The 26748-nt window shown below is 54.9% G+C and carries 25 protein-coding genes; 13 read left to right on the top strand and 12 right to left on the bottom strand.

Features of this window, described 5'->3' with window-relative positions; all coding sequences use genetic code 11:
* Positions 1-3: 3 nt before the first annotated feature.
* Entirely contained in the window at positions 4-921 is a 918-nt protein-coding gene (locus APA10_RS03765) for a polyphosphate kinase 2 family protein (RefSeq protein ID WP_003623830.1), read from the bottom strand.
* Positions 922-1034: 113 nt separating this feature from the next.
* Between APA10_RS03765 and APA10_RS03760 the strand changes: the two genes are divergently transcribed.
* Positions 1035-1643: a YqgE/AlgH family protein gene (locus APA10_RS03760; RefSeq protein ID WP_003623828.1), complete on the top strand. Its 609-nt coding sequence runs from the start codon at positions 1035-1037 to the stop codon at positions 1641-1643.
* A 23-nt stretch (positions 1644-1666) separates the two neighbouring features.
* On the opposite strand, the gene rapZ is transcribed toward APA10_RS03760, so the two are convergent.
* Positions 1667-2647, bottom strand: a complete 981-nt coding sequence (rapZ, locus tag APA10_RS03755) for an RNase adapter RapZ (protein ID WP_003623826.1) — start codon at positions 2645-2647, stop codon at positions 1667-1669.
* 264 nt (positions 2648-2911) lie between these two features.
* Between rapZ and APA10_RS03750 the strand changes: the two genes are divergently transcribed.
* A complete protein-coding gene (locus APA10_RS03750) occupies positions 2912-3310 on the top strand; it encodes a RidA family protein (protein WP_003623823.1) in 399 nt (132 codons plus the stop codon).
* A 20-nt stretch (positions 3311-3330) separates the two neighbouring features.
* Here APA10_RS03750 and APA10_RS03745 read toward each other — a convergent pair whose 3' ends face one another.
* Both APA10_RS03745 and APA10_RS03740 read right to left on the bottom strand, forming a co-directional pair.
* On the bottom strand, positions 3331-5133 hold the full coding sequence (locus APA10_RS03745) for an ATP-binding protein (RefSeq protein ID WP_003623822.1): 1803 nt from the start codon (positions 5131-5133) through the stop codon (positions 3331-3333).
* Between the two features lie 9 nt (positions 5134-5142).
* Positions 5143-5856: a response regulator transcription factor gene (locus APA10_RS03740; protein ID WP_003623821.1), complete on the bottom strand. Its 714-nt coding sequence runs from the start codon at positions 5854-5856 to the stop codon at positions 5143-5145.
* 193 nt (positions 5857-6049) lie between these two features.
* Between APA10_RS03740 and APA10_RS03735 the strand changes: the two genes are divergently transcribed.
* The 9 genes from APA10_RS03735 (at position 6050) to APA10_RS14420 (ending at position 15832) form a co-directional block, all read left to right on the top strand.
* Positions 6050-6646: a nucleotide exchange factor GrpE gene (locus APA10_RS03735; RefSeq protein ID WP_035365843.1), complete on the top strand. Its 597-nt coding sequence runs from the start codon at positions 6050-6052 to the stop codon at positions 6644-6646.
* A 206-nt stretch (positions 6647-6852) separates the two neighbouring features.
* On the top strand, positions 6853-8757 hold the full coding sequence (gene dnaK / locus APA10_RS03730; protein ID WP_003623819.1) for a molecular chaperone DnaK: 1905 nt from the start codon (positions 6853-6855) through the stop codon (positions 8755-8757).
* Positions 8758-8912: 155 nt separating this feature from the next.
* A complete protein-coding gene (gene dnaJ, locus APA10_RS03725) occupies positions 8913-10055 on the top strand; it encodes a molecular chaperone DnaJ (RefSeq protein ID WP_003629720.1) in 1143 nt (380 codons plus the stop codon).
* A gap of 6 nt (positions 10056-10061) precedes the next feature.
* On the top strand, positions 10062-10841 hold the full coding sequence (gene dapB / locus APA10_RS03720) for a 4-hydroxy-tetrahydrodipicolinate reductase (protein WP_003623816.1): 780 nt from the start codon (positions 10062-10064) through the stop codon (positions 10839-10841).
* Positions 10842-11029: 188 nt separating this feature from the next.
* A complete protein-coding gene (gene metK, locus APA10_RS03715; protein WP_035362213.1) occupies positions 11030-12217 on the top strand; it encodes a methionine adenosyltransferase in 1188 nt (395 codons plus the stop codon).
* An 18-nt stretch (positions 12218-12235) separates the two neighbouring features.
* Positions 12236-12973, top strand: a complete 738-nt coding sequence (gene trmB, locus APA10_RS03710; RefSeq protein WP_003629723.1) for a tRNA (guanine(46)-N(7))-methyltransferase TrmB — start codon at positions 12236-12238, stop codon at positions 12971-12973.
* Positions 12974-13071: 98 nt separating this feature from the next.
* Positions 13072-14649 (top strand): bifunctional phosphoribosylaminoimidazolecarboxamide formyltransferase/IMP cyclohydrolase, encoded by a 1578-nt coding sequence (gene purH, locus APA10_RS03705; protein ID WP_003629724.1) that lies wholly within the window; start codon positions 13072-13074, stop codon positions 14647-14649.
* A 121-nt stretch (positions 14650-14770) separates the two neighbouring features.
* A complete protein-coding gene (locus APA10_RS03700; protein WP_003623806.1) occupies positions 14771-15529 on the top strand; it encodes a hypothetical protein in 759 nt (252 codons plus the stop codon).
* Between the two features lie 132 nt (positions 15530-15661).
* Positions 15662-15832 carry a DUF1328 domain-containing protein gene (locus APA10_RS14420; protein ID WP_003623804.1) on the top strand — a complete coding sequence of 57 codons (171 nt, stop codon included), beginning with the start codon at positions 15662-15664 and terminating at the stop codon, positions 15830-15832.
* A 9-nt stretch (positions 15833-15841) separates the two neighbouring features.
* Here the strand turns inward: APA10_RS14420 and APA10_RS03690 are convergent, their stop codons facing one another.
* The 3 genes from APA10_RS03690 to APA10_RS03680 form a co-directional block, all read right to left on the bottom strand.
* Entirely contained in the window at positions 15842-16801 is a 960-nt protein-coding gene (locus tag APA10_RS03690) for a DMT family transporter (RefSeq protein WP_003629725.1), read from the bottom strand.
* A gap of 221 nt (positions 16802-17022) precedes the next feature.
* Positions 17023-19083, bottom strand: a complete 2061-nt coding sequence (glyS, locus tag APA10_RS03685) for a glycine--tRNA ligase subunit beta (RefSeq protein WP_003629727.1) — start codon at positions 19081-19083, stop codon at positions 17023-17025.
* 4 nt (positions 19084-19087) lie between these two features.
* Positions 19088-20134, bottom strand: a complete 1047-nt coding sequence (locus APA10_RS03680; RefSeq protein ID WP_003629728.1) for a glycine--tRNA ligase subunit alpha — start codon at positions 20132-20134, stop codon at positions 19088-19090.
* A gap of 76 nt (positions 20135-20210) precedes the next feature.
* Between APA10_RS03680 and APA10_RS03675 the strand changes: the two genes are divergently transcribed.
* A complete protein-coding gene (locus APA10_RS03675; protein WP_003629729.1) occupies positions 20211-21026 on the top strand; it encodes a DUF2076 domain-containing protein in 816 nt (271 codons plus the stop codon).
* A 42-nt stretch (positions 21027-21068) separates the two neighbouring features.
* Here the strand turns inward: APA10_RS03675 and APA10_RS03670 are convergent, their stop codons facing one another.
* From APA10_RS03670 to APA10_RS03655, 4 genes are all read right to left on the bottom strand, one after another.
* Positions 21069-21563 (bottom strand): helix-turn-helix domain-containing protein, encoded by a 495-nt coding sequence (locus tag APA10_RS03670; RefSeq protein WP_003629731.1) that lies wholly within the window; start codon positions 21561-21563, stop codon positions 21069-21071.
* A gap of 163 nt (positions 21564-21726) precedes the next feature.
* Positions 21727-23373 (bottom strand): apolipoprotein N-acyltransferase, encoded by a 1647-nt coding sequence (lnt, locus tag APA10_RS03665; RefSeq protein WP_003629733.1) that lies wholly within the window; start codon positions 23371-23373, stop codon positions 21727-21729.
* Positions 23374-23437: 64 nt separating this feature from the next.
* Positions 23438-24286 carry a GNAT family N-acetyltransferase gene (locus APA10_RS03660; RefSeq protein WP_003623791.1) on the bottom strand — a complete coding sequence of 283 codons (849 nt, stop codon included), beginning with the start codon at positions 24284-24286 and terminating at the stop codon, positions 23438-23440.
* Positions 24283-24771, bottom strand: a complete 489-nt coding sequence (locus APA10_RS03655) for a Fur family transcriptional regulator (protein ID WP_012812409.1) — start codon at positions 24769-24771, stop codon at positions 24283-24285. The genes APA10_RS03660 and APA10_RS03655 overlap by 4 nt, the downstream gene beginning before the upstream one ends.
* A 159-nt stretch (positions 24772-24930) precedes the next feature.
* Between APA10_RS03655 and APA10_RS03650 the strand changes: the two genes are divergently transcribed.
* The gene (locus APA10_RS03650; protein ID WP_003623789.1) at positions 24931-25224 is read left to right on the top strand and encodes a sulfurtransferase TusA family protein; all 294 of its coding nucleotides are present in this window, start codon (positions 24931-24933) and stop codon (positions 25222-25224) included.
* Positions 25225-25285: 61 nt separating this feature from the next.
* On the opposite strand, the gene rho is transcribed toward APA10_RS03650, so the two are convergent.
* Positions 25286-26584, bottom strand: coding sequence for a transcription termination factor Rho (gene rho, locus APA10_RS03645; protein ID WP_003623786.1), 1299 nt, complete (start codon positions 26582-26584; stop codon positions 25286-25288).
* Between the last annotated feature and the right edge of the window lie 164 nt (positions 26585-26748).

The following is a 26748-nucleotide window of genomic DNA, read 5'->3' as shown; positions in this document are numbered from 1 at the left end:
GGTTCAGTTCTGTGGAGTGGGGATCTGGCCTTTTTCAGCCAGAAGATGGGCACGGTATTCATCCAGAAAGTGTTCAACTTCTGGCGCAGGCTTGGGTGTAACCTGATGCAGGTTTCTAAGAGCACGAATAATGGTGCCAATTACCACAAGGCGCGCATACCATTTGTGGTTGGAAGGCACGATAATCCACGGCGCATACGGGCGCGCTGTTTCGGCAATGGCATCCTGATAAGCTGTGGCATATTCCTTCCAGAATTCACGCTCTTTCAAATCGGAAGGTGAGAATTTCCAGCGCTTTTCCGGAATATCCAGCCGGGCCAATAGGCGTTTCCGCTGTTCTTCGGGCGAGATATTCAGGAAAAACTTAAGCACCACAGTGCCCTGGCGGCTAAAATAGTGTTCCAGATGGCGGATATCGCTAAAGCGGCCTTGCCAGAATTCAGGGGTGTTTACTTCCCCCGTCAGATGAGCGTTCTGGAGCAATTCTGGATGCACGCGGGTTACCAGTACATCTTCATACTGGCTGCGGTTAAAAATAACGATACGCCCTGCCTGCGGTGCGGCGGTATGGATGCGCCATAAAAAGCCGTGTTGCAGTTCAGTCGGGCCGGGTTGTTTGAAAGACGTTACGGAAACCCCTTGGGGGTTCACCCCAGACATCACATGCTTGATAGTGCCATCTTTGCCTGCAGCATCCATACCTTGCAAAATGATCAGCAGAGAGTGGGTCTGGTTGGCGTAGAGAAGTTCTTGCAATATTTGCAAAAGGCTTTTGACTTTGCGCAGCAGAAGTTTTCCATCTGCTTTTGTCAGGCCCAGATTGCCGTCATCATTCGGATTATGCGCGCTTAGTTTAAACTTGCTGCCATCCGTAACATGATAGCTGTCTAGCGCATCCAGAAAGCGCGAAAGGGTATTCATGCTATAATTGCCTTACAAAATATTTGCCCTTCACAGATTGCGGCGGGGCATATGTCAGTCATAAAGGCAGGTTCAATCTTGTCAAAAAAAGAGGCGCTTCTCATATTCTGAGTATGATATCCGTAAATTCTTCTATTTCTGCGCCATCCGAGCCAGAAGAAACACATTCTCTCGCAGGTATGTTGCTGGTGGCTTCCCCCATGTTGGCGCAAACACCTTTTGCTCAGAGTGTGATTTATATCTGCGCACATGCGCCAGATACGGGCACAATGGGGTTGGTGGTGAACAAGCGCTTGGCTGTGGCCAGCTTTGATGAATTGTTAGCCCAACTTGATATCCAGCCCATGCCTCCGGTCCGGCGGATTGGTTTGTGTGCAGGTGGCCCGGTAGATGCAGGGCGGGGCCTTGTGCTGCATTCCGCTGAATGGGAAGGGGAAAATAGCCTGAGTGTCAGCCCAAATGTTGCCCTGACAGGCAGCGTGGATGTGCTGAAGGAAATTGCCGCAGGCAAAGGCCCGCAAGAAGCCCTGTTGGCTATGGGCCATGCCAGTTGGACAGCCGGACAGCTTGAAGAAGAAATTCTTCAGCAGGATGCCTGGCTGGTGGCACCCGCCACGCGGGATATTGTGTTTGGGAGCGACCATGCAGCCAAATGGCGGCGTGCCTTGGCTTCTATCAATATCGACCCATTGCGCTTGAGCGGACAGGTGGGCCATGCCTGAGGGCAGTATGTTTCCGTCTGGAATTAGAGTGTGCGTGAAGAATCAGACAAGGCAGGCTCCACAGGTTTTCTGGCCCAACGCCAAGAGGTAATGCCCTGCCGGGCCAGTTCACGGTGCATGACCATGATGGGCCATTTTCCCGCGCCCTCATACTTCCCCATTCCGTCAGGCGCGGAAAGTCTTTTGGCCAAGGCTTCCACAATGGTTACGGAGCGATGCCGCCCGCCTGAACAGCCAATGGCAATGGTGGCGTATTTCTTGCCTTCCTGCACAAAGCGCGGAAGCACCAGTTGCAGCATGGCATGAATCTGGTTCAGGAAGGGCAGGTAATCGCGGTCTTCAGCCACATATTCTGCTACGTCAGCATCCAACCCGGTTTTTGGGGCCAGTTCGGGCACATAATGCGGATTGCGCAAAAAGCGGGCATCAAAAACAATATCAGCTTCACGCGGCAGGCCCGCCGGGTAGGCGAAGGACATCAGCGCTACAGTCAGGCCTTCCTGCGCCCCACCTGTCCACGGGCTAAAGCGGCTTTCTACAAACTGGCGTAGCTCCGGCGGGGGCATATCTGTTGTATCAATCACCAGATCAGCCGCAGCCCGTAGTGGAGCTGTCAGGGCTATTTCTTCTTCAATACCTTCTTTGATACTGCCGTGCGGTGCCAGCGGATGGCGGCGGCGTGTTGCCGTATAGCGGCGTAGCAGCACGCTTTCATCTGCTGTGGCATAAATCAGTTCAACACGCAGGTGCGGGTTCATGCGCAGGCGGGCCATGGCTTCCAGCACGGCGGAAGCATCAAACCCACGGGTGCGGGAATCTACCCCAATGGCAACAGGGCGTTCTGCACGGGCAACAATATCATCCAACATCCCAAGTGGAGGGTTGTCGATAACTTCGTGTTCCAGATCTTCCAGAATCCGCAGGATGGAGGATTTGCCCGCCCCAGATAGGCCGGACACCAGCAGAATGCGGCGTGGTGCGGGCGTATCATCTGCCGTAACCATGAACGGCTTTTCCTCTCCATCTTGAGGCTGGCAGGTGCTGGTTGATGATGCAGAAAGATGCCAGAACCTGGAATCAGCCAGTAAACCTGTTAAGTGCTTTGCTCAGCCACTTTACTGCAGTTTGGCCCGTTGTGAGAAGGCATTATCCTCAAGGCAGGCATCACTTCGTAACACATCGTTGCGTTTTGTGACGTAAAACAAGGCGTTTGTTACGAAAGAGAAAATTGCGGTCTGTTCATTCTTGCCTTACGTCCTGACATTGTCATGACGCAAAAACAACAGGCAGATCGGGCTTTGGTGAAACAGCATACACCACATCTTAAACATATAACGGGCGGATTTGTTCTTTCAGGCATAACGGCGCCGCATATCAAAGGGCTTGATATGGCTGAGCAGTGCCGTGCAGCACTGGAGCAGGGGGTAGAGCTTCTGGCCCAACAGGGGCATGCCTTGCATGATGTTACCCATATTCTTTGCACCGTTGCGGATGCCGAAAATTTTCCATCCTGTTTTCCCGTTTTTCGGCAGTTTTTCCCTTCCATTTCCCCAATCATGACACTGATGTGGTTAAAGGATGCGCCTTCTTCCCAGCCCAAAATTATTTTTGAGCTGGTTGTGCAGGAAGAAGTGGCTGAAGCGCAGGAAGAAGATTACGCCTTCTAAATGCACTCAGTTTTACCGGGCTAACGGGTGACAATGACCCGCGGGAGCTGAATGGTAAAACAGGCTCCAATAACCTGCCCATTCTGGTTGTGCAGATTATCAACGGAAATCGTGCCGTGCAGGGCTTCTATAATCTGACGGCTGATGGAAAGCCCCAAGCCTGAGTGTTGGCCGAAATTTTCATTCTTCGGGCGCTCGGAATAAAAGCGGTCAAAAATCGAATCCAGCTTGGCCTGCGGAATGCCCGGGCCTTCATCTGCCACAGAAATGGTGACCATCTTGCCTGTTGGCATAGCTGAGAGCGTGATGTGGCCGTTGGGCGGAGAAAAGGAAATGGCATTACCAATCAGGTTGCGCAAAACCTGCACAAGACGATCTTCTACAGCCAGAACTTCCAATGGGCTTTCTGGGGTATCGCCCTGCACATTTGTTTGCACAATGGGTTGCCCATCTTGCCGGGTAGCCTGCTGAATTTCTGCCAAAACAGAAAGCAGCGGCGCAATGGCAACAGGTTCAGCCTTAGCGCGCGACATTTCGGCGTCCAGACGGCTGGCGTCTGAAATATCGGTAATCAGCCTGTCTAACCTGCGCACATCATCGTTGATAATGGTCAGCAGGCGGCGTTGCTGGTTCAGGTCTTCAATACGCAGCAGTGTTTCAATGGCCGAGCGGATGGAAGACAGTGGATTTTTAATTTCGTGGCTGACATCAGCGGCAAAGCGTTCAATGGCGTCCATACGCTTCCAGAGCGCTTGTGCGCTGGCTTGCAGGGCACGCGCTACATCGCCAATTTCATCACGTCTGGCCAGCAGTCGTGCGGGCACGGTGCCAGTGCGGCCTGTTGCATCACGCATAACCTGTGCTGATGCGGCCAGCCGCAACAGTGGCCGCGCAATGGTGAGTGAGAGGTACCACGAGAGCAGTACCGTCAACACAAGAGCCATCAGAAAAACGGACAGAATGGAAGACCGAATGGCAAACAGGGACCGATCAACCTGTGAGGCCACGCGGGTTAGCTGAATAATGCCAATGGTGCTGCCATCATGCATGACAGGTTCAGCTACCGTAATAATCAGGCGCCCCCGTGCGGTACGCCGGATATAGGGCGGCGCTTCCAGCGGAGGTGGCGGCGGTGCGCCTTTTGTGCCGACAGCTGTGCCGGAGGGCCGGGCAGGAATGTCTTCTTCATCCGTATTCAGCGTGACAATGCCCGAATTATGGCTGCCCCACAGCCATGTCAGAAACCGCTCATAAATGCCGGGCTGCGTGGCTGGTGGAAAAGGAATGGTTTTAACACGTTGCTCATTGCGCGGTGTGGCCGGGGCGGGTTCTGCCGTTTCGGGCCAGTCTGCCAGATTGTCAGCCACCAAGCGGCCATCTGGCCCAAACAGGCGGGCATGGGCGTTGGGGCTTGGCTCTGTAAGCCGCAGCAACAGTGGACGGGCCAGAGATTCTTCCAGCACATAGTCACGGTCCTGCGGATTAGTAGCATGGGGATGTGCGGCGCGTACGGCACTTTGCCCCAATGCGCCCGCATAAATTCGGGCCTGTTCACGCAGGGCGGTAACTTCTGTTGCCAGCAGGCCGTTCCGAAACTGGTTCAGAAACAGAATGGTCACGCCCAGCAGGGCAATCGGCAGAATGTTAACCAGCAAGACCCGCCGCATCAGCGGAGAAATCAGCCGTGTGCGAGAGGCCTGATAAGCCGCTGTGGCTTCTATACTGCCTTTGCGGGGCTTGTTGCCCGGCATGGACAGATAATGCAGGCCACCAATGCGGCCTGCCAGCGCCTTAAAAAAAGAAGGGGCGGGCGGGCTGGTCATGAACCGCGATCAGTCTTCCCGATATCGGTAACCGATACCGTATAGGGTTTCGATCTGGTTGAATTCGTCATCCACCTGGCGGAACTTTTTGCGCACACGTTTGATATGGCTGTCGATGGTGCGGTCATCCACATACACGGTGTCGCCATACGCAGCATCAATCAGCTGATCGCGGGATTTCACCAGTCCGGGCCGCTGGGCCAGTGTTTTTACCAGCAGAAACTCCGTTACGGTCAGGGGCACATCTTCCCCTTTCCATGTGCATTTATGGCGCAGTTCATCCAAGGAAAGGTTGCCACGCACCAATGCGCCGCCCGTAGGCTCCCCATTGGCTTCTGCACGGCTCACTTCATTCCGGCGCAGCAGAGCGCGGATGCGTTCCAGCAAAAGACGTTGGGAGAACGGCTTGGTGATGTAATCATCCGCCCCAAGGCGCAGGCCCATAAGCTGGTCAACTTCCTCGTTCTTGGAGGACAGGAAAATGACAGGCAGGTTGGAGCGGGTGCGCAACCGTTGCAGAAGTTCCATGCCATCCATGCGGGGCATCTTGATATCCAGAACAGCCAGATCAACCGGATAAGCCGTTAAACCCTGCAAGGCCGATTCGCCATCTGTATATGTGCGAACATTGAAGCCTTCTGCCTCCAGCGTCATCTGCACCGATGTCAGGATATTGCGGTCATCATCCACCAGCGCAATTGTCTGCTTGGTGCGCTCTGTCATTGTCTGCGTTGTCCTTCCCTGCTGCCATGCGAGCAAGCCCTATAGACTAGGCCCTGCCATCCTATCCTGCCAAGTGCCCCTGTCCAGAATCGGCCAGCTTTTTTCTGTATTGTGTAGATAGGGCATAAAATCATGCACATGGCAGGGGTGGCGGGTCTTGTCGGCGGCGTTTGTGTTGCTTACTTCAAAAGGCATGACCCAAGATACAGATCCCACACAGGTCGAAACGCCGGCAGCACAGCCGGCCCCGGCCGAGCAGACGGCTCCGGAACACGAAGCCGCTGCTGAAGCTGCGCAGAACGGTCAGCCAAGCGGCCCGGAAGCGCGTATTCAGGAACTTGAGCAGACCGCTGCTGACTTTAAAGAAAAGTGGCTGCGCTCAGAGGCTGAAAACCAGAACCTGCGCGCTCGTGCAAAGCGTGATCTGGATGATGCCCGCCAGTACGCCGTGCAGAAATTTGCGCGTGACGTGGTGGAAGCAGCAGAAAACCTGCGCCGTGCGCTGGCCAGCCTGCCACCTGCGCAGGAAGGCGAAGATTCTGTGCTGACCAAAATGCGTGAAGGCATTGAAAGCACGGAACGCTCCTTCATTTCCATTCTGGAACGCCACGGCATCAAGTGTGATGACCCGGCAGGCAAGCCGTTTGATGCCAACCTGCATCAGGCAATGGCAGAACAGCCGAGTGCTGGGCACGAACCCGGTACGGTCATGCAGGCATGGACGCCAACATGGACGCTGTACGGGCGCCTGCTTAAGCCAGCCATGGTGGTGGTTGCCAAGGCTTCCTGATCAGGAGGTTACGGCATGGCGGCAGGTAAAAAAATCCTGCCTGCCAAGGTGTTTTCCCTTCTTGAAAAAGAGAAAACGCCACCATACATCAGGTTTATCATTCAGGCCTGCTTTTACCCCGTTACGGGCAGAGCGGGCGGGTAAATGAAAGCAAGGGCCTTTTCTGGTGCTTCGGGCCAGATGGGGTCGCTGAAAGGGAATATATAATGAGTAAAGTTATTGGTATCGACCTTGGTACGACCAACTCCTGCGTTGCAGTGCGTGAAGGTAACGAAACTAAGGTTATCGAAAACAGCGAAGGCGCACGTACCACCCCGTCTATGGTGGCTTTCACCGAAGGTGGTGAAATGCTGGTGGGTCAGGCTGCAAAGCGTCAGGCAGTTACCAACCCGGCCAACACTTTCTACGCTGTTAAGCGTCTGATCGGTCGTCGTTTTGATGATCCGACAGTCCAGAAAGACAAGGAAATGGTGCCCTACGCCATTGTTCAAGGTGACAACGGCGATGCATGGGTTGAGGCGCGCGGCAAAAAATATGCCCCCTCACAGATTTCCGCCTTCGTTCTGGGCAAGATGAAGGAAACGGCTGAATCCTATCTGGGTGAAAAAGTTTCTCAGGCCGTTATCACTGTTCCGGCTTACTTTAACGATGCCCAGCGTCAGGCCACCAAGGATGCAGGTAAGATTGCCGGCCTTGAAGTGCTGCGTATCATCAACGAACCCACAGCAGCTGCTCTGGCTTACGGGCTGGAAAAGAAAAGCGGCGGCACCGTGGCTGTGTATGACCTTGGTGGCGGCACGTTTGACGTTTCCGTTCTGGAAATTTCCGATGGCGTGATCGAAGTGAAATCCACCAACGGTGATACGTTCCTGGGTGGTGAAGACTTTGATAACCGCATCATCGGCTATCTGGCAGATGAGTTCAAACGCGAACAGGGTATTGATCTGCGGTCTGACAAGCTGGCTCTGCAGCGTCTGAAAGAAGCAGCAGAAAAAGCCAAGATCGAACTGTCTTCTTCCAAGGAAACAGAAATCAACCTGCCGTTCATCACAGCTGATGCGTCTGGCCCGAAACACCTTGTTCTGAAGCTGACCCGCGCCAAGCTGGAAAGCCTTGTGGACGATCTGGTGCAGCGTACGCTGGAACCCTGTAAGGCAGCGCTGAAGGATGCTGGCCTGTCTGCTTCTCAGATTGACGAAGTCATTCTGGTTGGCGGTATGACCCGTATGCCTAAGGTTATCGAAACGGTTAAAGGCTTCTTTGGTAAAGACCCTGCCCGTAACGTGAACCCCGATGAAGTTGTGGCCATTGGTGCGGCTATTCAGGGTGCCGTTCTGAAGGGTGATGTTAAAGACGTTTTGCTGCTGGACGTAACGCCGCTTTCTCTGGGTATTGAAACGCTGGGTGGTGTGTTCACCCGTCTGATCGACCGCAACACAACCATTCCGACCAAGAAGAGCCAGGTGTTCTCCACGGCGGAAGATAACCAGAGCGCTGTGACCATTAAGGTCTATCAGGGCGAACGCGAAATGGCAGCCGATAACAAGCTGCTGGGTAACTTCGACCTTACCGGTATTCCCGCAGCTCCGCGTGGTGTGCCGCAGATTGAAGTGACTTTCGATATCGATGCCAACGGCATTGTGTCCGTGTCTGCTAAGGACAAGGCAACCGGTAAGGAACAGCAGATCAAGATCCAGGCTTCTGGTGGTCTGTCCGATACCGATATCGACAAGATGGTGAAGGACGCTGAAGCCAACGCTGAAGCCGATAAAGCCAAGCGTGAGCAGGTAGAACTGCGCAACAATGCCGAAGCTCTGGTGCATCAGACTGAAAAGTCTCTGACCGAAGCTGGTGACAAGGTTCCGGCCGCTGAAAAGAGCGAAGCTGAAAGCGCCATTGCTGCTGTTAAGGCCGCTATGGAAGGCACAGATGCAGAAGCTCTGAAAAGCGCAACCGAACGCCTGACACAGGCAGCCATGAAGGTGGGTGAAGCCGCTTACAAGGCTGGTCAGGCTGGTGAAGCTGCTCCGGAAGCAGAAGCAGCAAAGCCGGACGAAAAAGAAATCGTTGACGCCGACTTTGAAGACGTGAACGACACCAAGAAGTCCTGATCGGACGCTATGCACAAGGGTGACTATGTGACAAACATAGTCACCCTTTACTTTATTTCTGGCGTCCGCGCTTCATTGTAAGGCGGGCGCTTTTTGTTGTTTCGGACACATGCTGTGCTCATGCTTTAGAGGCAGCCCCCGACAAGAGGACTTCCATGGCCACTCAGCTCGATTACTACGCAATTCTTGAAGTTTCCCGAACAGCCACGGCCGATGAACTCAAGAAATCCTATCGCAAGCTGGCCATGAAGTATCATCCCGATCGGAACCCGGGGGATGATGCAGCAGAAGCCAAGTTTAAGGAAATCAACCAAGCCTACGATATCCTGAAGGACGAACAAAAGCGCGCTGCGTATGACCAGTATGGCCATGCCGCGTTTGAAGGCGGTGGCCCTGGCCCCGGCGGGTTTGACTTTAGCGGTGGCTTTGGTGGCGGTGGTCTGGGCGATATTTTCGAACAGATGTTTGGTGACATGATGGGTGGCCGCCGCGGTGGCCGTGCTCGCACCGGCAACGATATCCAGACTCATGTTGAAATCACGCTGGAAGAAGCCTTCAGCGGCGTAAAGAAAGATGTGCGGGTGATAACCCGCGTGGCGTGCGAAGCCTGCCACGGCACCGGCTCTGATGATGGCGCATCTGGCGTTGAAGTCTGCCCAAGCTGTCACGGCGCAGGCAAGGTGCGGGCGCAGCAGGGCTTCTTTGTTGTGGAACGCCCATGCCCAACCTGTCATGGTGCTGGCAAGGTAGTGAAAAACCCCTGCAAGGTTTGCCACGGCGAAGGCACAGTGGAAAAGGAACGCACGGTTGAAGTGCAGATTCCTGCCGGTGTGGAAGATGGCACCCGCATCCGTCTTTCTGGTGAAGGAGAGGCCGGGGGCAACGGTGTGCCGCCGGGTGATCTGTATATCCACGTTTCCGTTACGGAACATGGTATTTTCCAGCGCGATGGTGCCAACATTTATTGCCGCGTGCCGTTGCGCATGGCGCAGGCTGCTTTGGGTACAGAAATTGAAGTGCCTGTTATTGATGGCTCCCGCACCAAGGTGAAAATTCCGGCTGGCACGCAAACCGGTGCACATTTCCGCCTGCGCGGCAAAGGCTTCTCGGTTCTGCGCTCTACCGCTCGTGGCGATATGTACATTCAGGTTACGGTGGAAACGCCGCAAAACCTCAGCAAGCGCCAGCGTGAACTGTTGGAAGAATTTGAAAAAGAAGCCGGTGAGGATGTGAAGCAGAGCCCCGAACATACGGGCTTCTTCCGCCGTGTTCGGGACTTTTTTGAAGGGAAGGAATAAGCGCTCATGCGTATCGGTATTGCAGGCATAACGGGGCGCGTGGGCCGTTTGTTAGTGGAGGAAGTGCAGGCCGCAGGGGCAACCCTTTCTGGCGGCACAACACGTAAGCCGGAAGCAGCCAGTGGTCTGCCCCAAGGTGTGCCGCTGTTTAAGGATATGGCCGAGCTTGCAGCCAACAGCGATGTGGTGATTGATTTCACCCACGCTGATACCGTTATCCCGAACGCGCAGGCTCTGGCTGCCGCGGGCGCGGCATGGGTGCTGGGCACAACCGGCCTTTCAGCAGAGCAGCAGTCAGCCGTAAACAAAGCAGCAGAAAAAATTGCTGTGGTGCATGCTGCCAATTACTCTCCGGGCGTCACATTAGTGCAGCGTTTGGCGCAGATGATGGCCCGCGTATTGCCAGCAGACTCCTACGATGCTGAAATTGTGGAAATGCATCATCGGCAGAAAGTGGATGCACCATCTGGCACGGCCTTGGCTATTGGTGAGGCCGTGGCACAGGGGCGTGGTGTAAAGCTGGCAGACGTGCGTGAAAGCGGGCGTGATGGCCATACAGGCCCCCGTAAGGAAGGGGCCATTGGCTTTGCAGCCTTACGTGGCGGGCAGATTGTGGGCGAACATGAAGTATTGTTCACATCAGCCGATGAGCAGATTGTTCTGGGTCACCGCGCGTTTGATCGGCGCATTTTTGCCACGGGTGCGGTGCGTGCAGCCAAGTGGGTAAAAGGGCACAAACCCGGTCTTTACAGCATGGAAGATGTGCTGGGTCTGCCCCCGCTATAATGCCAGAACAAAGGGGCGGGCAGTGTCCGCCCCGCGTTGGGCGCAAGGCTGAAAACGGCGATTCTGGTTGGCCTGTTTAGTCAATACTCTTGACCGCTGCTTTCTATCCCTTCATACGACCTCGTCCCCCTTTTTTAGGGCGGGCTTCTGTTTCCTTTTTCACAGTGCGTGGGGCAAACGGCACCATCATGCGTAAAGACGGCGATTTTCTGTTTACTTCGGAGTCTGTTTCCGAAGGCCATCCCGATAAAGTTGCTGACCGGATCAGCGATACCGTTCTGGACGCTTATCTTGCGGCAGATCCGGAAGCCCGCGTTGCCTGTGAAACGCTGGTAACCACCAACCGCATCATTCTTGCGGGTGAAGTACGTGGCCCATCTTCCGTTACATCGGACAAGCTGATTGAACTGGCGCGCGAAGCTGTCAAAGATATCGGTTATGATCAGGAAGGTTTTTCCTGGCGCCGTGCGGAAGCAGCCAATTACCTGCATGCGCAGTCTGCCGATATTGCGGTAGGCGTTGATAGCGCAGCCGAGAAAGATGAAGGCGCAGGCGATCAGGGGATCATGTTCGGGTATGCCTCGAACGAAACCGATACCCTTATGCCGGCTCCCATTTACTACGCGCACCGCATTCTGCATGAAATGCGTGATCTGCGCCGTGCGGGTGACCCGATTGTGGCTGGCCTGCAGCCGGATGCCAAAAGCCAGGTAACCTTGCGCTACGTCAATGGCCGCCCGGTTGGTGCCACCTCTGTGGTGATCTCCACCCAGCATGATGAAGGTGTGAATCAGGAAGAACTGCGTGGTCGTCTGGGCCAAGTGGTTAAGAATGTGCTGCCCGAAGGCTGGGTGCCGCCGGAAAAAGAATTCTACGTCAACCCTACGGGTGTGTTCGTCATTGGTGGTCCAGATGGTGACTGCGGGCTGACAGGCCGTAAGATTATTGTGGATACCTATGGTGGTGCAGCTCCGCATGGTGGTGGTGCATTCTCCGGTAAGGACCCCACGAAGGTTGACCGTTCCGCAGCTTATGCCTGCCGCTATCTGGCCAAAAACGTTGTGGCCGCTGGTCTGGCAGACCGTTGCACCATTCAGCTTTCCTACGCCATTGGCGTGTCTCATCCGCTGTCCGTTTATGTGGATCTGGATGAAACCGGCAAGGACGTGGATGAAAACCGTCTGGGTGATATTCTGCGTGAAGTTATGGATCTCACCCCGCGTGGTATCCGTAAGCACCTGCGCCTGAACCGTCCGATTTATGCTGTCACATCTGCTTACGGTCACTTTGGCCGCACGCCAGATGCAAAGCTGGACACCTTTACGTGGGAACAGACCGATCTGGTTGATGCCCTGCGTAGCGCGCTGAACCGCTAAGTTTAGGGCGTTCTGTTCATGGCGGAGGCTAAAGGTTCGGCTGAAAATGGTCAGCCTGTGGTAACAGATGTTAAACCCCCGCCGGAGCGGCTGTACGGTCGCCAGCGTGGGCATCCGTTGCGCCCCCGTCAGGAACGGCTGCTGGATGAAACCCTGCCGCGTATGCGCTTTCCGCTAGAACGCGCGGCAGATCCGGCGTCTGTTTTTGGCCATAAGCCAGAACAGATCTGGTTTGAGGTTGGCTTTGGTGGTGGTGAGCACGTGCTTGCCCAAACCAATGCACACCCCGAAGTGGGGTATATTGCCTCCGAAGTTTTCCATAACGGTTTGTGCTCCCTGTTAAGCCGCCTTGTGCCGGTAGGAAAGGAAGCAACGGCTCCTGTGCCAGAAATGCTGCGGCTGTGGGATGATGATGCCCGGCAAGTGCTGAATGTTCTGCCCGATGCGTGTCTGGACAGGTTGTTCCTGATGTTCCCAGATCCGTGGCCCAAGGCTCGCCATGCCAAGCGGCGCTTTGTGCATCCGCAAAATGTGGCGCTGGCTGCACGTGTGCTTAAGCCCGGTGCCGTATGGCGCGTTGCCAGTGATGATCCTACCTATCAGGCATGGGTGCAGGAAGTTATGGCAGTTCAGGATTACTTTGAAGCGCCCGAACCCGTTTTAACCCGGCCAGAAGGCTGGTTCCCCACACGGTATGAAGCCAAGGCCATTGCTGCTGGCCGCCAGCCTATGTACTGGACATTTACCCGCCGCTAAGGCGGGTTTTGTCGTTTTTCACCCCTCGGCTGATGGTCTGCATGTGGCATGTGGGTTCATCAGCCCGCATTACGTTTTTGCCATGCGAAAGGTCCGCCATGAGCCAGACGACGCTGCCTATCCGTCGTGCCCTTGTTTCTGTTTCCGATAAAACGGGTCTGCTTGACCTTGCCCGCGCTCTTGCAGCGCAGGGAGCGGAAATTCTTTCTACCGGGGGGTCTGCCAAGGCGCTGCGCGATGCGGGCATCCCTGTTACGGAAGTTTCGGATTACACAGGCTTTCCCGAAATTCTGGATGGCCGGGTAAAAACACTGGTGCCCAAAATTCATGGCGGCATTCTGGGGCGGCGTGATCTGCCAGCCCACGTGGCTCAGATGGAAGAACACGGCATTGGCCCGATCGATCTGGTGGCTGTGAATCTGTATCCGTTTGAAAAAACGGTTGCTTCTGGCGCAGATGCAGACACGTGCATTGAAAACATTGATATCGGCGGCCCGGCACTTATTCGCGCAGCCGCCAAAAATCACGCCCATGTGGTGGTGCTGACAGACCCAGCCCAGTATGAAGGGCTGATTGATGCGCTGGGCGATGGTGGCACCACACTGGAAATGCGCCGTGCCTATGCGGGTGCTGCGTATGCCCGCACTGCCGCTTATGATGCCGCTATTGCTGCATGGTTTGCTAAGCAGGCTCAGCAGCCTTTCCCCGAACGGTTTATTATGGCTGGCCAGCGTGCGGAAATTCTGCGTTACGGTGAAAACCCGCATCAGAAGGCTGCTTTCTATCGCGATGGCACAGTGCGCCCGGGCGTGGCAACGGCACAGCAGGTGCAGGGCAAGTCTCTGTCCTACAACAACATCAATGATACCGATGCTGCGTTTGAGGCTGTTGCCGAATTTGATAGCCCAGCCGTTGTAATTGTAAAACATGCCAACCCCTGCGGTGTGGCTGTTGCACCTTCGCTGACAGCTGCGTGGGATCAGGCCCTGCGGTGCGATCCGGTTTCTGCCTTTGGGGGCATTGTGGCCCTTAACCGCACGCTGGATGCTGCCACGGCAGAAAAAATTTCCACCATCTTTACAGAAGTGATTGTGGCTCCCGATGCGGAAGAAGATGCCAAGGCGCTTCTGTCCCGCAAAAAGAACCTGCGTCTGCTGCTAACCGGTGGCCTGCCTAACCCTGCGGCAGAAGGCATTGTGGTGCGTTCCGTAGCCGGTGGTTTTCTGGCTCAAACGCGTGATAACGGCCAGATCAGCCGTGAAGGCCTGAAGGTGGTGACAAAGCGCGCCCCTACGGAACAGGAAATGCAGGATCTGATCTTTGCATTCCGTGTGGCTAAGCACGTTAAGTCCAACGCTATTGTGTATGCCAAGGATGGCGCCACGGTAGGCATTGGCGCTGGCCAGATGAGCCGTGTGGATTCTGCGCGTATTGCGGCTTCCAAAAGTGGTGAGGCCGCAAAGGCTGCCGGGCAGGACACGCCGCTTACGCAGGGTTCTGTTGCTGCGTCTGATGCGTTCTTCCCGTTTGCAGATGGTCTGGAAACCATTGTTGCCGCTGGGGCCACAGCGGTTATCCAGCCCGGTGGTTCCATCCGTGATAACGAGGTGATTGCCGCAGCAGATGCTGCCGGTATTGCCATGGTGTTTACTGGTATGCGCCATTTCCGCCACTGACACGCTTTTCCCGCTCTTGCGGGAATGACAGTTCGTGGCAAAGAATAGGGCCACGAATCTCACGCAATGCTGTCCCCCGTGCACATATGGGCGGGGGCGGCGTTTCATAATCGGTTGGACTATGCGCTATCTGCTTTCTTTGTCTGCTGCCTTATTCGTGTCTTCCGTGGCTGTAGCCGCGCCAGCACATAAAACGCCTGCCACCAAGGCAGAGTCATTTTCTGCTCGGCAGACACACACAGAAAAGCAGGCAGATGGTGTGTATGATCTTTCTGGCTTGCCTTCCTTTAGCGGTAAGGTCGCGCAGTTTCTGCCTTCTCCTCATGGGGGTGTGTTTGGGCTGGTGCTGGAAGATGGCACGCAGGTTTTTGTTTCTCCTGAACAAACGCATGCATTGGCTGGGCTGGTTAAACCGGGGGATGCTATTTCCATCCGCGGGTTAAAAGGCCGCACACTGCCTATTATTCGGGCATTTGGAATTACCAGCCCGCGTGGCCGTGGCATGCAGGATAACTTTATTGCCATGCCTGTGCATTCTACAGAAATGATTGCCGGCCCGGATTTGGTGCTGCATGGCGAAATCTGGCAGCAGCTTTACAATGCCAATGGGGAACTTTCCGGTGTGATTTTGAAAGATCACTCCGTTATCTGCATTGCTCCGCGTGAAGCTACGCGCGTGGCTAATCTGCTTACACCGGGCCAAATGCTCTATGCTGTTGGCACAGGCAGCAGTGGTGAACTTGGCACGGCCATTGATGCGCGAGAAATTGGTGCATCAGCCGAAAAGATGGTGGGTATTGCGGTAGGTGATGCCCCGCCACCCGGGCCACCTGCCGGTAGCCCAGCTTATGATATTATTCCCGGCGCAGAAGAACACTAAAGCCGCCCTAGAGGCGTACAACGTAAGCTCAAAGCGGTAACAGCAAACTGTTGCCGCTTTTGTGCGTTAGTCTTTCTACTACAGGTGACTAACAGTCATACGTATTGACGTGTGGCGGAAGGGAGAAAGTAGATGGCTATTTTACGCTGGGTTCTGATTTTTCTAATTTTTGCCCTTCTGGCATCCATATTCGGGTTTTCTGGCGCGGCAGGCAACTTTACAGAAATAGCGAAAATTCTGCTGTTTGTGTTTGTGGTGCTGCTGGTGATCAGCCTCTTTTTTGGCCGCACACCCCGAACCTGATTTCAGCTTTTATTCAGATGTGTTGTGTGGTGTACGGTGGGCTGCCGTGCACCACAGCACACCTGTTATCAGGCAGATAATGGCGCAAAATTCTACAATACTTGGCCAGCGATGCGCCCATACAAAGCTGTAAAGCAGAGCAAACAGCGTTTCAAAAATAATCATCTGTCCAGAAAGTGTGAGCGGCAGCAGGCGGGAGGCTCGGTTCCATAACCCGTTGGCGACTACAGAAGCCAAAAGCGCCGTAGCACTACATACGCCCCAAAAACGTGCCCAATCTAGCCAAGCATGGGGCGCAGCATGAAAAACAAAAGCGGGAATAACCAGCACAAGGGCTAGTGCGCCAGTTACAACGCCTGTCAGCAGGGACCAGTCATGGTCACTCACCGTAGAGGTTTTTAACAGCCAACGTGTGTTTTCAACGGCATACAATGTCCAAGATGCCAAGGCTCCTACAGCGCAGAACAATCCAATAATCTGGGTGGAAAAAGCAACTGAATGCGTCGGAGTGGCTGTGGCATGAGCCGTAAAACTGCGCGAAACAATCAGCAGAATGCCAATAATACTGAGACTCATGGGGGCAGCAATCTGTTTGACACGGATGCTACTACCGGCCCGTATGCCCATAATCAGCACGGCAATGGGTAAAAAACCAATAATAAGCGTGGTTACGGGGCCGCCTACGGTTGTAATGGCGGTGGAAAGCAGAATGTAATACAGAACATTGCCCAGAATAGATAAGCGGATAAGCGCAATCCATTCGGCTTTTCCCAGAATGTTTTTAAGAATATTCCAACGGGGCAATAGTAAGGCCAGAGAGATCAGGCCGTAAACAATGTAACGCCCGGCTGTCATTTGCAGAGATGTAAAATCATGCAGAAGCAGGGGAACAATAAATACAGTGCCCCATAACGCACCGCTTCCCATACCATTAAGCACACCAAGGGTGAGAGAGCGGGAAGACGTCATTCTATTCTACCATGCAAAAAACTGGAAAAGCCTGTTCCAGCTTTGGTTTGCCGGAGAAAGGTTCGTGTCTGTCTAAAAGAGTATTGGGGCAGACACTATGCTTTTTGTGGGTATCAGCTACACGCCTGCGTGCAACGCATTGTATGGGGGTTTTGCTGGCAGAATTTACCGTGGCTTGCCGCGTTTACAGGCAGCAAGCCACGTTAAGGTTATCTGGGTAATTACCCCTCAATCTGGCTGAAATCTGCAATCAGCCGCATCATACGCACAACGCGGGAAAGCAGCTTTAAGCGGTTCAGCCGCAGTTCTGGTTCTGGGGCATTTACCGTTACCACTTCAAAGAACTTATCCAGCGGTTCGCGCAGGCTGGCGGCTTCACGCATGGCATCGGTAAAGCGTTCGGCGGCAAAGTCCTTTTCCACGGCAGGTTCCACACGTTCCAGCGCGTCAAACAGGGCGCGTTCCTCATCCTGCGTGAACAGGGCGGGGTCTGGCGTATCTTCGTGCGGGCCGTCTTTCTTGTCTTCAATCCGCAGAATGTTGGCGGCGCGGCGCGTGGCGGCCAGCAGGTTTTTGCCGTCTTCCGTTTCCAGCATGTCCTGCAAGGCATGGGCACGGGCCAGCAGGCGCACAATGTCAGTATCGGAGTTATCAACGGAAATTGCGGCCAGACAATCATGCCGCGCACCTTCAGAGCGCACCTGCACGCGCAGACGTTCAGCAATGAACTGAGGCAGCAGATCCAGATCAGGCGCATCCTGCAAATCAGCAGGCAGAGCTTCGGCTGCCAGAACAAACAGGCGCACCAGATCAAGCCGCAGATTGTTTTCACGGATCAGGCGGATAACACCCAAGGCTGCGCGGCGCAGACCGAACGGATCTCCCGAACCGGAAGGTTTTTCACCCGCAGCAAAGAAGGCCACCAGCATATCAATGCGGTCAGCCAGACCCAGCACAACGGAAACCGGAGCAGTTGGCACCGAATCACCGGGGCCGCGCGGAGTGTATTGCTCGCTAATGGCCTGCGCCACGGCAGCACTTTCGCCGTCATGCTTGGCGTAGTAACCGCCCATCACGCCCTGAAGTTCGGGGAATTCTCCAACCATGCCGGTTGTCAGGTCGGTTTTGCTCAGCTCGGCTGCGCGTTCGCAATCGGCCTTGGGGGCGCCCACCATGTCGGCCAGAATACCGGCCAGACGCACCATGCGGCGCGTGCGATCACCCTGAGAGCCCAAGCTGGCATGGAAGGTGATGGAATCCAGCGCCTTCAGGCGGGAAGCCAGCGTTTGCTTGCGGTCCAGATCCCAGAAGTGGCGGGCATCTGCAAAGCGGGCACGCAGCACGCGTTCATTACCGGTGACAATAAGTGTGCCATCATCTGCGGGTACAATGTTGGCCACAAAAGCAAAGCGCGGCGCGGCCGTGCCATCGCTGTTGCGCAGGGCAAAGTAACGCTGGTTTACGCGCATGGAAACCTGCATCACTTCAGCCGGCAGTTCCATAAACTGCGCATCAATCTGGCCAAGGAACGGCACAGGCCATTCCACCAGCCCGGCCACTTCGTCCACCAATCCGGCATCTGGCACAATCTGCAACCCTTCGGAGGCTGCCAGAGCGTTCAGGCCTTCTGTAATGGTTTTGCGGCGTTCTGCAGCATCCACCATTACATGGCGATCATGCAGGGTTTTCCGCCATTCTGCAGCGCTGGAAACAGCCACAGCACCGGGGTTGAGGAAGCGATGGCCCTCTGTAAGGTTGGCAGCTACCAGATTGTGCCCGTTATCTTCACCCTGAGCGAGGGAGAAAGGCACGGTTTCACCATCCAGAATGCACAGAATGCGGCGCAGCGGGCGCACCCATGTAAAGCTGCTGCCAGCACCCCAGCGCATGGATTTGGGCCAAGGGAAGCGCCGCAGCAGATCAGGCAGCACAGCCGCAATATGGGCCTGTGCGCTTACGGCTGGTTCTTCACGCTCCAGAATCCAGAAGCCGTTCTGTAGCGTGAGCGCATCACGCGTTACGCCGTGCTTGCGGGTAAAGCCATCCAGCGCCTTGTCTGGCGCGCCTTCACGTGGGCCACGTTCAGAAACCGTGCGGCCGGGTACGGTGGCATCAATGTTCAGGCTGGCGGCAATACGGCGCGGGCCAGTGGCCGCCACGGCATTTTGCGGGTGCAGAGGGGCCAGAGCTTCTGTCAGCAAGCGCAGGAGGTTTTCCCCTGCCTGACTTTGCATGCGGGCCGGAATTTCTTCAGAGAACAGTTCTATCAGCAGTTCGGGCATTATCTTACTTGTCCTCGCCAGCCAGCCAGGTTTCACAGCATAGCTTGGCCAGATTACGCACTCGGGCAATATAGGCGGCACGTTCGCTCACGCTGATAACGCCGCGCGCATCCAGCAGATTGAACAGATGGCTGGCTTTTAAGCACTGGTCATATGCAGGCTGGGCCACACCGGCTTCTGCCAGTGCCACGCTTTCTTTTTCCGCATCTGTAAAGTGCTGGAACAGCAGGTCCGTATTCGCCAGTTCAAAATTATGGCGGGAATAGTCTTTTTCGGCGCGCAGGAAAACATCGCCGTAGGTCAGGCCCGCGCCGTTGTAATCCAGATCGTACACGTTCTCTACGCCCTGCACATACATGGCCAGACGTTCCAGACCGTATGTCAACTCGGTAGAGGGCAGGGTTACGGGAATACCGCCAACCTGCTGGAAATACGTAAACTGCGTGACTTCCATACCATCACACCAGACTTCCCAGCCAAGGCCCCATGCACCGATGGTGGGGTTTTCCCAGTCATCTTCCACAAAACGGATATCGTGCAGTTCCGGGTCAATCCCGATGGCGCGATAGCTGTCCAGTAGCAGTTTCTGGCTTTCTTCCGGCGTGGGTTTGAGCAGAACCTGATACTGATAATAGTGCTGCAAGCGGTTTGGGTTTTCCCCATACCGGCCATCAGACGGGCGGCGGCAGGGCTGCACATAGGCCGCTTTCCAGGGTTTGCTGCCAAGGGCGCGCAAGGTGGTGTGGGGGGAAAGGGTGCCCGCACCTATTTCCTGATCATAGGGCTGGAGAATGGCGCATCCCTGTTTGGACCAGAACTGGTGAAGGGTCAGGATAAGATCCTGAAAGGAAAGAGGCCGCTCAGTGGGGCGGGGAGACGCCGGGTCCATGATCAGGGTGCTACTCCGGTAGGTTACGTTATAATGCAGCTCATACATGCTGCGTGCGGGCACACCATACAGCCCCATGCGCCGAACCGGAAGAGAAGGCAGGCCATGGTGCAATTCTTCCTGCGCAGGGCTTCTTGCATCGGGCTTGTATCCGCGCCACATCTTGGACAGAGTGTTGGCGTAAAAACAAAGGCTATAGCCGCCAGTGTTAGGCCCAAAAGGGCAGGGAAGGTATGGGATGAATAACGACGAACGCGATCTGATCGAAAAATTCTTTGCGCGTGTAAGCGGTGCACCACAGGGTGGTTTTGCCAGTGTGCCCTCTACGCGGCCCAACCTGCCCCCGATTGACCCGGAGGCAGACCAGTTTATTGCGCAGGAATTCCAGAAATACCCGGAAGCGCGTTACCGCATTACCCAGATGGCAGTTGTGCAGGAAGCCGCACTGGTAGAAGCGCAAAACCGTATTCAGCAGCTTCAGTTCCAGTTGCAGCAGGCTCAGCAGGCGTTGCAACAGGCACAGCAGCAGCAGGGCGCCGGGCAGCAGAAATCTGGTGGTTTCTTTGGCGGCCTGTTTGGTGGTGGGCAGAATGCGCAGCCGCAACCGCAGCCAACGGCAGCTCCTCCGGGTTGGGGTGGTCGCCCTGCTGCAGCTCCCATGCCGCCGCAGTATCAGCCGCAGCCCATGCCTTATGGTATGCGCCCCTCCATGTTTCAGGGTGGTTCGGGCTTTTTGGGCAGTGCGCTTTCCACAGCTACAGGTGTTGCGGGTGGTATGATGGCCGCCAATGCGCTGACCAGCCTTTTCAGCGGGCACCATGATGCAGGTGCAGCCGGTGGTGATGCAGGTTGGGGCGGGGGTGCAGCCCCCACGGAAACCATTAACAACTACTATGGTGATGCGGGAGCTGGCGCTGGAGCCGCCGGCGCAGATCCATTTGGTGGTGCTGGCACCAGCGCAGACCCCAACTTTGACGCGAACAGTTCTGACTGGGGCGGAGATGCCGGAGACGCCGGTGGAGACTGGGGTGGCGGAGACGATCAGAGCTTCTGATCCACTCAATTAAAAAGGGCGGCTTTAAGGGCCGCCCTTTGTTTATTTGGGGTTGCTCATTGTTAGCATAAGCTCAAGAATTTTTCGGCGCATTTGCGCATCTGGAATACTGTAATATGCACGCACCAGTTCCAGTGTTTCCTGCTTTTTGAAAATGCTTTTTGTATCTGTTGCAGGGGTTGCGGGCGCATTTTTGTCTGATGTTGTGTCAAAGCTTTTACGTGTTTCCGAAAACTGCGCATGTTTGTTGGAAACAGCCCCGACGGGGTGCATATCATCAAAAAAGAAGCTGATCGGCACATCCAGCACACAGGCAATATGATACAATCGCGAAGCACCTACCCGGTTTGCTCCGCGTTCATATTTTTGGATTTTCTGGAAGGTAATTCCCAAAGCTTCTCCCAGCTTTTCCTGAGAAAGTCCCAGCAATGTGCGGCGTAGTCTTATGCGTTTGCCAACATGGGCATCAATAGCACTGGCAGTAGCATGAGGCTGGATCATGGTGGTGTCGATCGGTTCCTGCTCCGTATGTTTCACGCCTCGAAACTTTTCCTGCTTTCACGAGGGAATATGCTCAAGAAGGTTAACATTTTATAAAGATGTTTGCCGTCTCCTCCAAAAGAAAAACAGCGCAGACACCTGCTTTAAGGCAACTGCGCCATAAAACTGAAAAAACGGTGAACAGGAAATTAAGAAAAAGTTAGGCTTTTCTGCGCCGGATAGACACCCCGAGAATCAGCAAAATGCAGAATAGTAAAGGAACAGCCTGTCCGTAATGCCCGAAAAACGTGCGAGACAGGGCCGCAGGTACAGCAGAAACGAGTGCACCTGTTTTGTCCCACCCCAATTTGGCCAGAAGATGGCCTCTGCCATCAAAGGCCGCAGAAATACCTGTATTGGCAGCCCTTACAATGGGCAGCCCTTCTTCTACGGCGCGCAAGCGCACGGATTCCAAGTGTTGGCGCGGTCCCGCACTGTTGCCAAACCACCCATCATTTGTGATATTGGCAAGCCAACGGGGCCGATCATGACGGTTGGTGACATCACCTGAAAAAATAACTTCGTAACAGATTAACGGCCCAACAGGAGGAATGTTGGCCAAATGCCATGTTTGAGGGCCCGGGCCAGCAGCCAATCCGCCTTGTGGTACAATCTGCAAAGGAATGAAGGAGGGTTGATACTCTCCAAAAGGTACAAGGCGTGCTTTGTCATACACAGCACTTACGGCACCATCGGGCGCTAAAGCTAAAACGGAATTACGGTAACGCCCATTATCATCTTGGCGGAGTGCCCCAATAATCCCTGCATCTGCCCCCAGCGCCCAATCCATAATAACTTCGCGAGCCTTGGGCGTATCCTGCAGCAGATCATAGCCGGGGAAAGAGGTTTCTGGCCATAAAAACACAATAGGGCGGTAAGGTGTGCCAGAGGCTGCCTGCTGAATCTGAAGCTGCCGAGCTTGCTGCACACCTTGGGTAGTAAGGCGCAGGTAACGCAAAAAGATATCTCTGGGGCGTAACCTACCTACTTTTTCAGTTTCCGGCACATTGCCTTGCACCATAACAGCTATCGGTCCGGATTCGCCTTGCGGTTGAATGCTGTAAAAGCGTACTGCGCCAACACCAAGCCAAAGCACAGAGGCAGCTAAACTGCCCGCGTAAATTCTGCGCCGCGCTGTAGATGTGCAGCACGGTGCTGCTGCTTGTGGTGTAAATGGTGTGTGCAGATGCAGGCTGTCTAACAAGGCACTTCCGCATAGCAGGCTTGCCAGTACAAGCGCTAAGGTCAGCCCATCTTCTCCCACCCATGCGGCAGGTTGAATCAGCAGGTCCCCAACAAGGCCGGGTATGGCAAGGCAGCTCCCCAGTGCATTCCACGTAAAGCCACTGAATAAAAATGTGCGGCCCATATCAAATACAGTCCACGCACCCGCAAAAAATGCCAGACGCCGCAACCCTGAGGGCACAAATGTGCTGAGTGCTGCGGGTACACCGACCATCGGTGCAAGAATCAGGGCGCACCCCATGGAAGGGAAGGGCACAAACCACCAGAATTCATCTGCGCGGATCAGCACCGCATTGACCAGCCAGTAAAGCCCGGCCGTGTAAAAGCCGAAGCCAAACAGGCAGCCAGCCCAAGCCGCGTGTTTCCAACTTGTTGTGGTGTTGAGTATCCGGCCCAGTATGCCAAAGGTGAGCAGCAATATGGGCAAAAAGTGCAAAGGGGGCAGAGCCAGCGCAGAAAGAGCGCCAACTCCCAGCATGAACCCCATAAAACGCCAATTTTCCCGCCAGCATCGACGCAGGCGGGTATGCGCCGTTTGAAAAAACGCGGGCAGTTTTACCACGGCGCAAACCTTAGTTTACTGACTGACAGAAAAAGAAAACGGACGTTGAAAAAGCTGTCCGTTATCAGTCCAGCGCATCGCGCAGGCGGCGTTCGTAGTGCCTGTAATATTTATCTGCCAGCAGCTCACTTTTCACCAGAATAGCCACATCTGTGGTGTTGAACTGTGGGTCCACCACAGCGCCATCACCCACATAGCCGCCCAGCCGCAGATAGCCTTTAATAAGCGGTGGCAGCCCAGCCAGGCACCGGCGCAGGTTCAGGCTGTGCGGGTCTGTGCGCAGCATTTCCACTTTCCGGTCTGGCAATGCACGCACGCGCAGGGCCGGAGGGGCCAAGTGGTTATGATACAGATACGTCAGTTCATCTGCCATTTTGTCCGGGTCTGTTCCCGGCAGGCTGGCGCAGCCAAACAGCAGATCAATCTGATGCAGGAAAATGTAGGAGGCAATACCGCGCCACAGCAACTGCATGGCTGTGCGTCCACGGTAGTTTTTATCTACGCAGGACCGACCTACTTCCAGCAGTTTACCGGGGAATTCTTTTAGCGGCGTAATGTCATACTCGCTGGAAGAATAAAAACGCCCGATTTTTTTAGCGGCGTCACTTTGCACCAGCCGATATGTGCCCACTACGCCACGTGCGTCTGAGGCAATGGCGTGGTCAATAACCAGAAGGTGGTCTGCTACATTGTCAAATTCATCAATATCGCGTTTCAGACGCAGGGTTTCGCCCTCAGGGCGTGCGCCCATTTCTTCATAAAAAACACGATAGCGCAGGGCTTGGGCTGCTTCCAGCTCGGCCTCTGTTTCTGCAATGCGTACGCTCAGGGTGCCACCACGCAGTTCAGGAAAGCCTTTGCGTTCCAGATCCAGCGCAGAAAGCCCCCCTCCGTTGTTGCGCGTTGCACTCATGCAGCATTTCCTTTCTGGCGGGCACGAGAGGATGTTTTGGTGCCCGACTTTGCAGCGGATTTTTTGCGGCCAAACAGCTCCAGCCGCATGGAAACAAATTCAAAGCCCAGCCGATCAGCCACTTTTTTCATCAAGGCTTCATGTTCCGGGTCTTCAAACTCTATAACCTTCCCATTATCCACGTCTATCAGATGATAATGGTGCCGCCCATTTTCCGTTGCTTCATACCGTGCGCGCCCGCCGCCAAAATCGCGGCGTTCCAGAATGCCTTTTTCTTCCAGAAGGCGTACGGTGCGATATACCGTGGCCACTGAAATGCGGGAATCCAGCGTTAAGGCACGGCGGTACAGCTCTTCCACATCTGGGTGGTCGTCTGCTTCAGACAGAACACGCGCAATAACGCGCCGCTGTCCGGTCATTTTCAGGCCGTGTTCAACACACAGCTGCTCGATCCGCGATTCTGCCGACTGTGCCTTCAAGATCACAAATCCTGCTTTGAGTTACAATTTGTGTTTCAGGTTTCAGGTAGCCGAAAGTGATAGGGTTTGTCCAATTTTACACTCGCTGGCAGTTTTTTTATGCGATGCAGGCCCCTATCTTTTGCAGATGAGCTTATGTTTTTCGTCCTTTTGTGGAGTTTCTGAATGACTCGTTCTGCTGCCTATGTGCCCGATTTTAACGTGCAGGAAGAGCCGCGCATTGCCGTTTTGGATATTACAACAGAAAAATGCCCCATGACATTTGTGCGCACGCGCTTGGCGCTGGATGGCCTGCCGCCGGGTGGCTTGCTGGCGGTGCGCCTGAAAGGGGAGGAGCCGCTGAAGAATATCAGCCGGTCTGCCCGTGCGCTGGGGCATACCATTTTGTCTGATGTGCCGCAGCCCGATGGTAGCGTGGTGCTCACACTGCGCAAAAAACAGGAAACGCCTGCTTCGTAAACCGAAGCAGGCGCTCTGCAGAAAAGAACTGATAGAGGGAGAGGCGAAAAAGCCTGCCCGTTCAGTTGTTCATGGCTTCGAAGAAGTCGTTGTTGGTTTTGCTGTATTTCAGCTTGTCCAGCAGGAAGTCCATGGCGTCCATCGTGCCCATAGGGGCCAGAATACGGCGCAGAACCCACATTTTGGACAGCGTAGCCCGATCCACCAGCAGTTCTTCCTTACGGGTGCCGCTCTTGGTGATGTCGATAGCCGGGAAGGTGCGCTTGTCTGCCAGCTTGCGATCCAGCACCAGTTCGGAGTTACCCGTGCCTTTGAATTCTTCAAAGATCACTTCGTCCATACGGCTGCCGGTATCAATCAGCGCCGTGGCGATAATGGTGAGGGAACCGCCTTCTTCAATATTACGGGCAGCACCAAAGAAGCGCTTGGGCCGCTGTAGGGCGTTGGCATCCACACCACCGGTCAGCACCTTGCCGGATGAGGGCACAACGGTGTTGTAGGCGCGGGCCAGACGGGTGATGGAATCCAGCAGGATCACCACATCGCGCTTGTGTTCAACAAGGCGCTTGGCTTTTTCCAGCACCATTTCTGTAACCTGCACGTGGCGGTGTGCGGGTTCATCAAAGGTGGAAGCAATCACCTCACCGCGCACAGAGCGCGCCATGTCGGTCACTTCTTCGGGGCGTTCATCAATCAGCAGAACAATCAGGAAAACTTCCGGATGGTTGGCACTGATGGACGAGGCAATGCTTTGCAGCATAACCGTTTTACCCGAACGGGGCGGCGCAACGATAAGGGCACGCTGGCCCATACCGATGGGGGAAACAAGATCAATAACGCGCGGCGTAAAGTCTTTCTGCGCGCCTTTCTTGCCTTTTTCTGCCTTCGGTTCTGGTGCGGTTGCCTGACTTTCCACTTCCATCTGAAGGCGACGTTCAGGGTAAAGTGGGGTCAGGTTATCAAAGTTGATCCGGTGGCGTACGGCATCCGGTGGCTCAAAGTTGATCGTGTTGATCTTGAGCATGGAGAAGTAGCGTTCACCGTCACGCGGGGCGCGAATCTGGCCTTCTACCGTATCACCCGTGCGCAGGCCAAAGCGGCGCACCTGAGTGGGGGAGATATAAATATCATCCGGGCCGGGAAGATAGTTAGATTCGGGGGAACGCAGGTAACCAAACCCGTCATGCATGATCTCAAGCGTGCCTTCGCCGTAGATCGCCTGGTCGTTGTCGGCCAGTGCCTTCAGGATGGCAAACATCATGTCCTGCTTACGCAGGGATGACGCGTTTTCAATATTCAGGTCTTCAGCGCAGGCCAGAAGATCCGCTGGGGATTTGGCCTTGAGTTCCGCAAGATGCATCTAGGAAATGCCCTGACTGGCAAAAGTTCATAAGGGATATGTCAGGATTTCTCATGCCATCGGCTGCCGAAAGCGCGTGGCTATGGCAAATAGACACCTTGCTGGAAGGTGATGCCGGGGCAGAATAATCCAGACTAAAGGGAGGATGCACTGGGCAGGTGAAG

The organism is Acetobacter pasteurianus subsp. pasteurianus LMG 1262 = NBRC 106471, from assembly GCF_000285275.1.
Lineage (GTDB): Bacteria > Pseudomonadota > Alphaproteobacteria > Acetobacterales > Acetobacteraceae > Acetobacter > Acetobacter pasteurianus.
The sequence above is the reverse complement of the archived record's forward strand: the minus strand, read 5'-3'. Positions and strand labels throughout refer to the sequence as shown.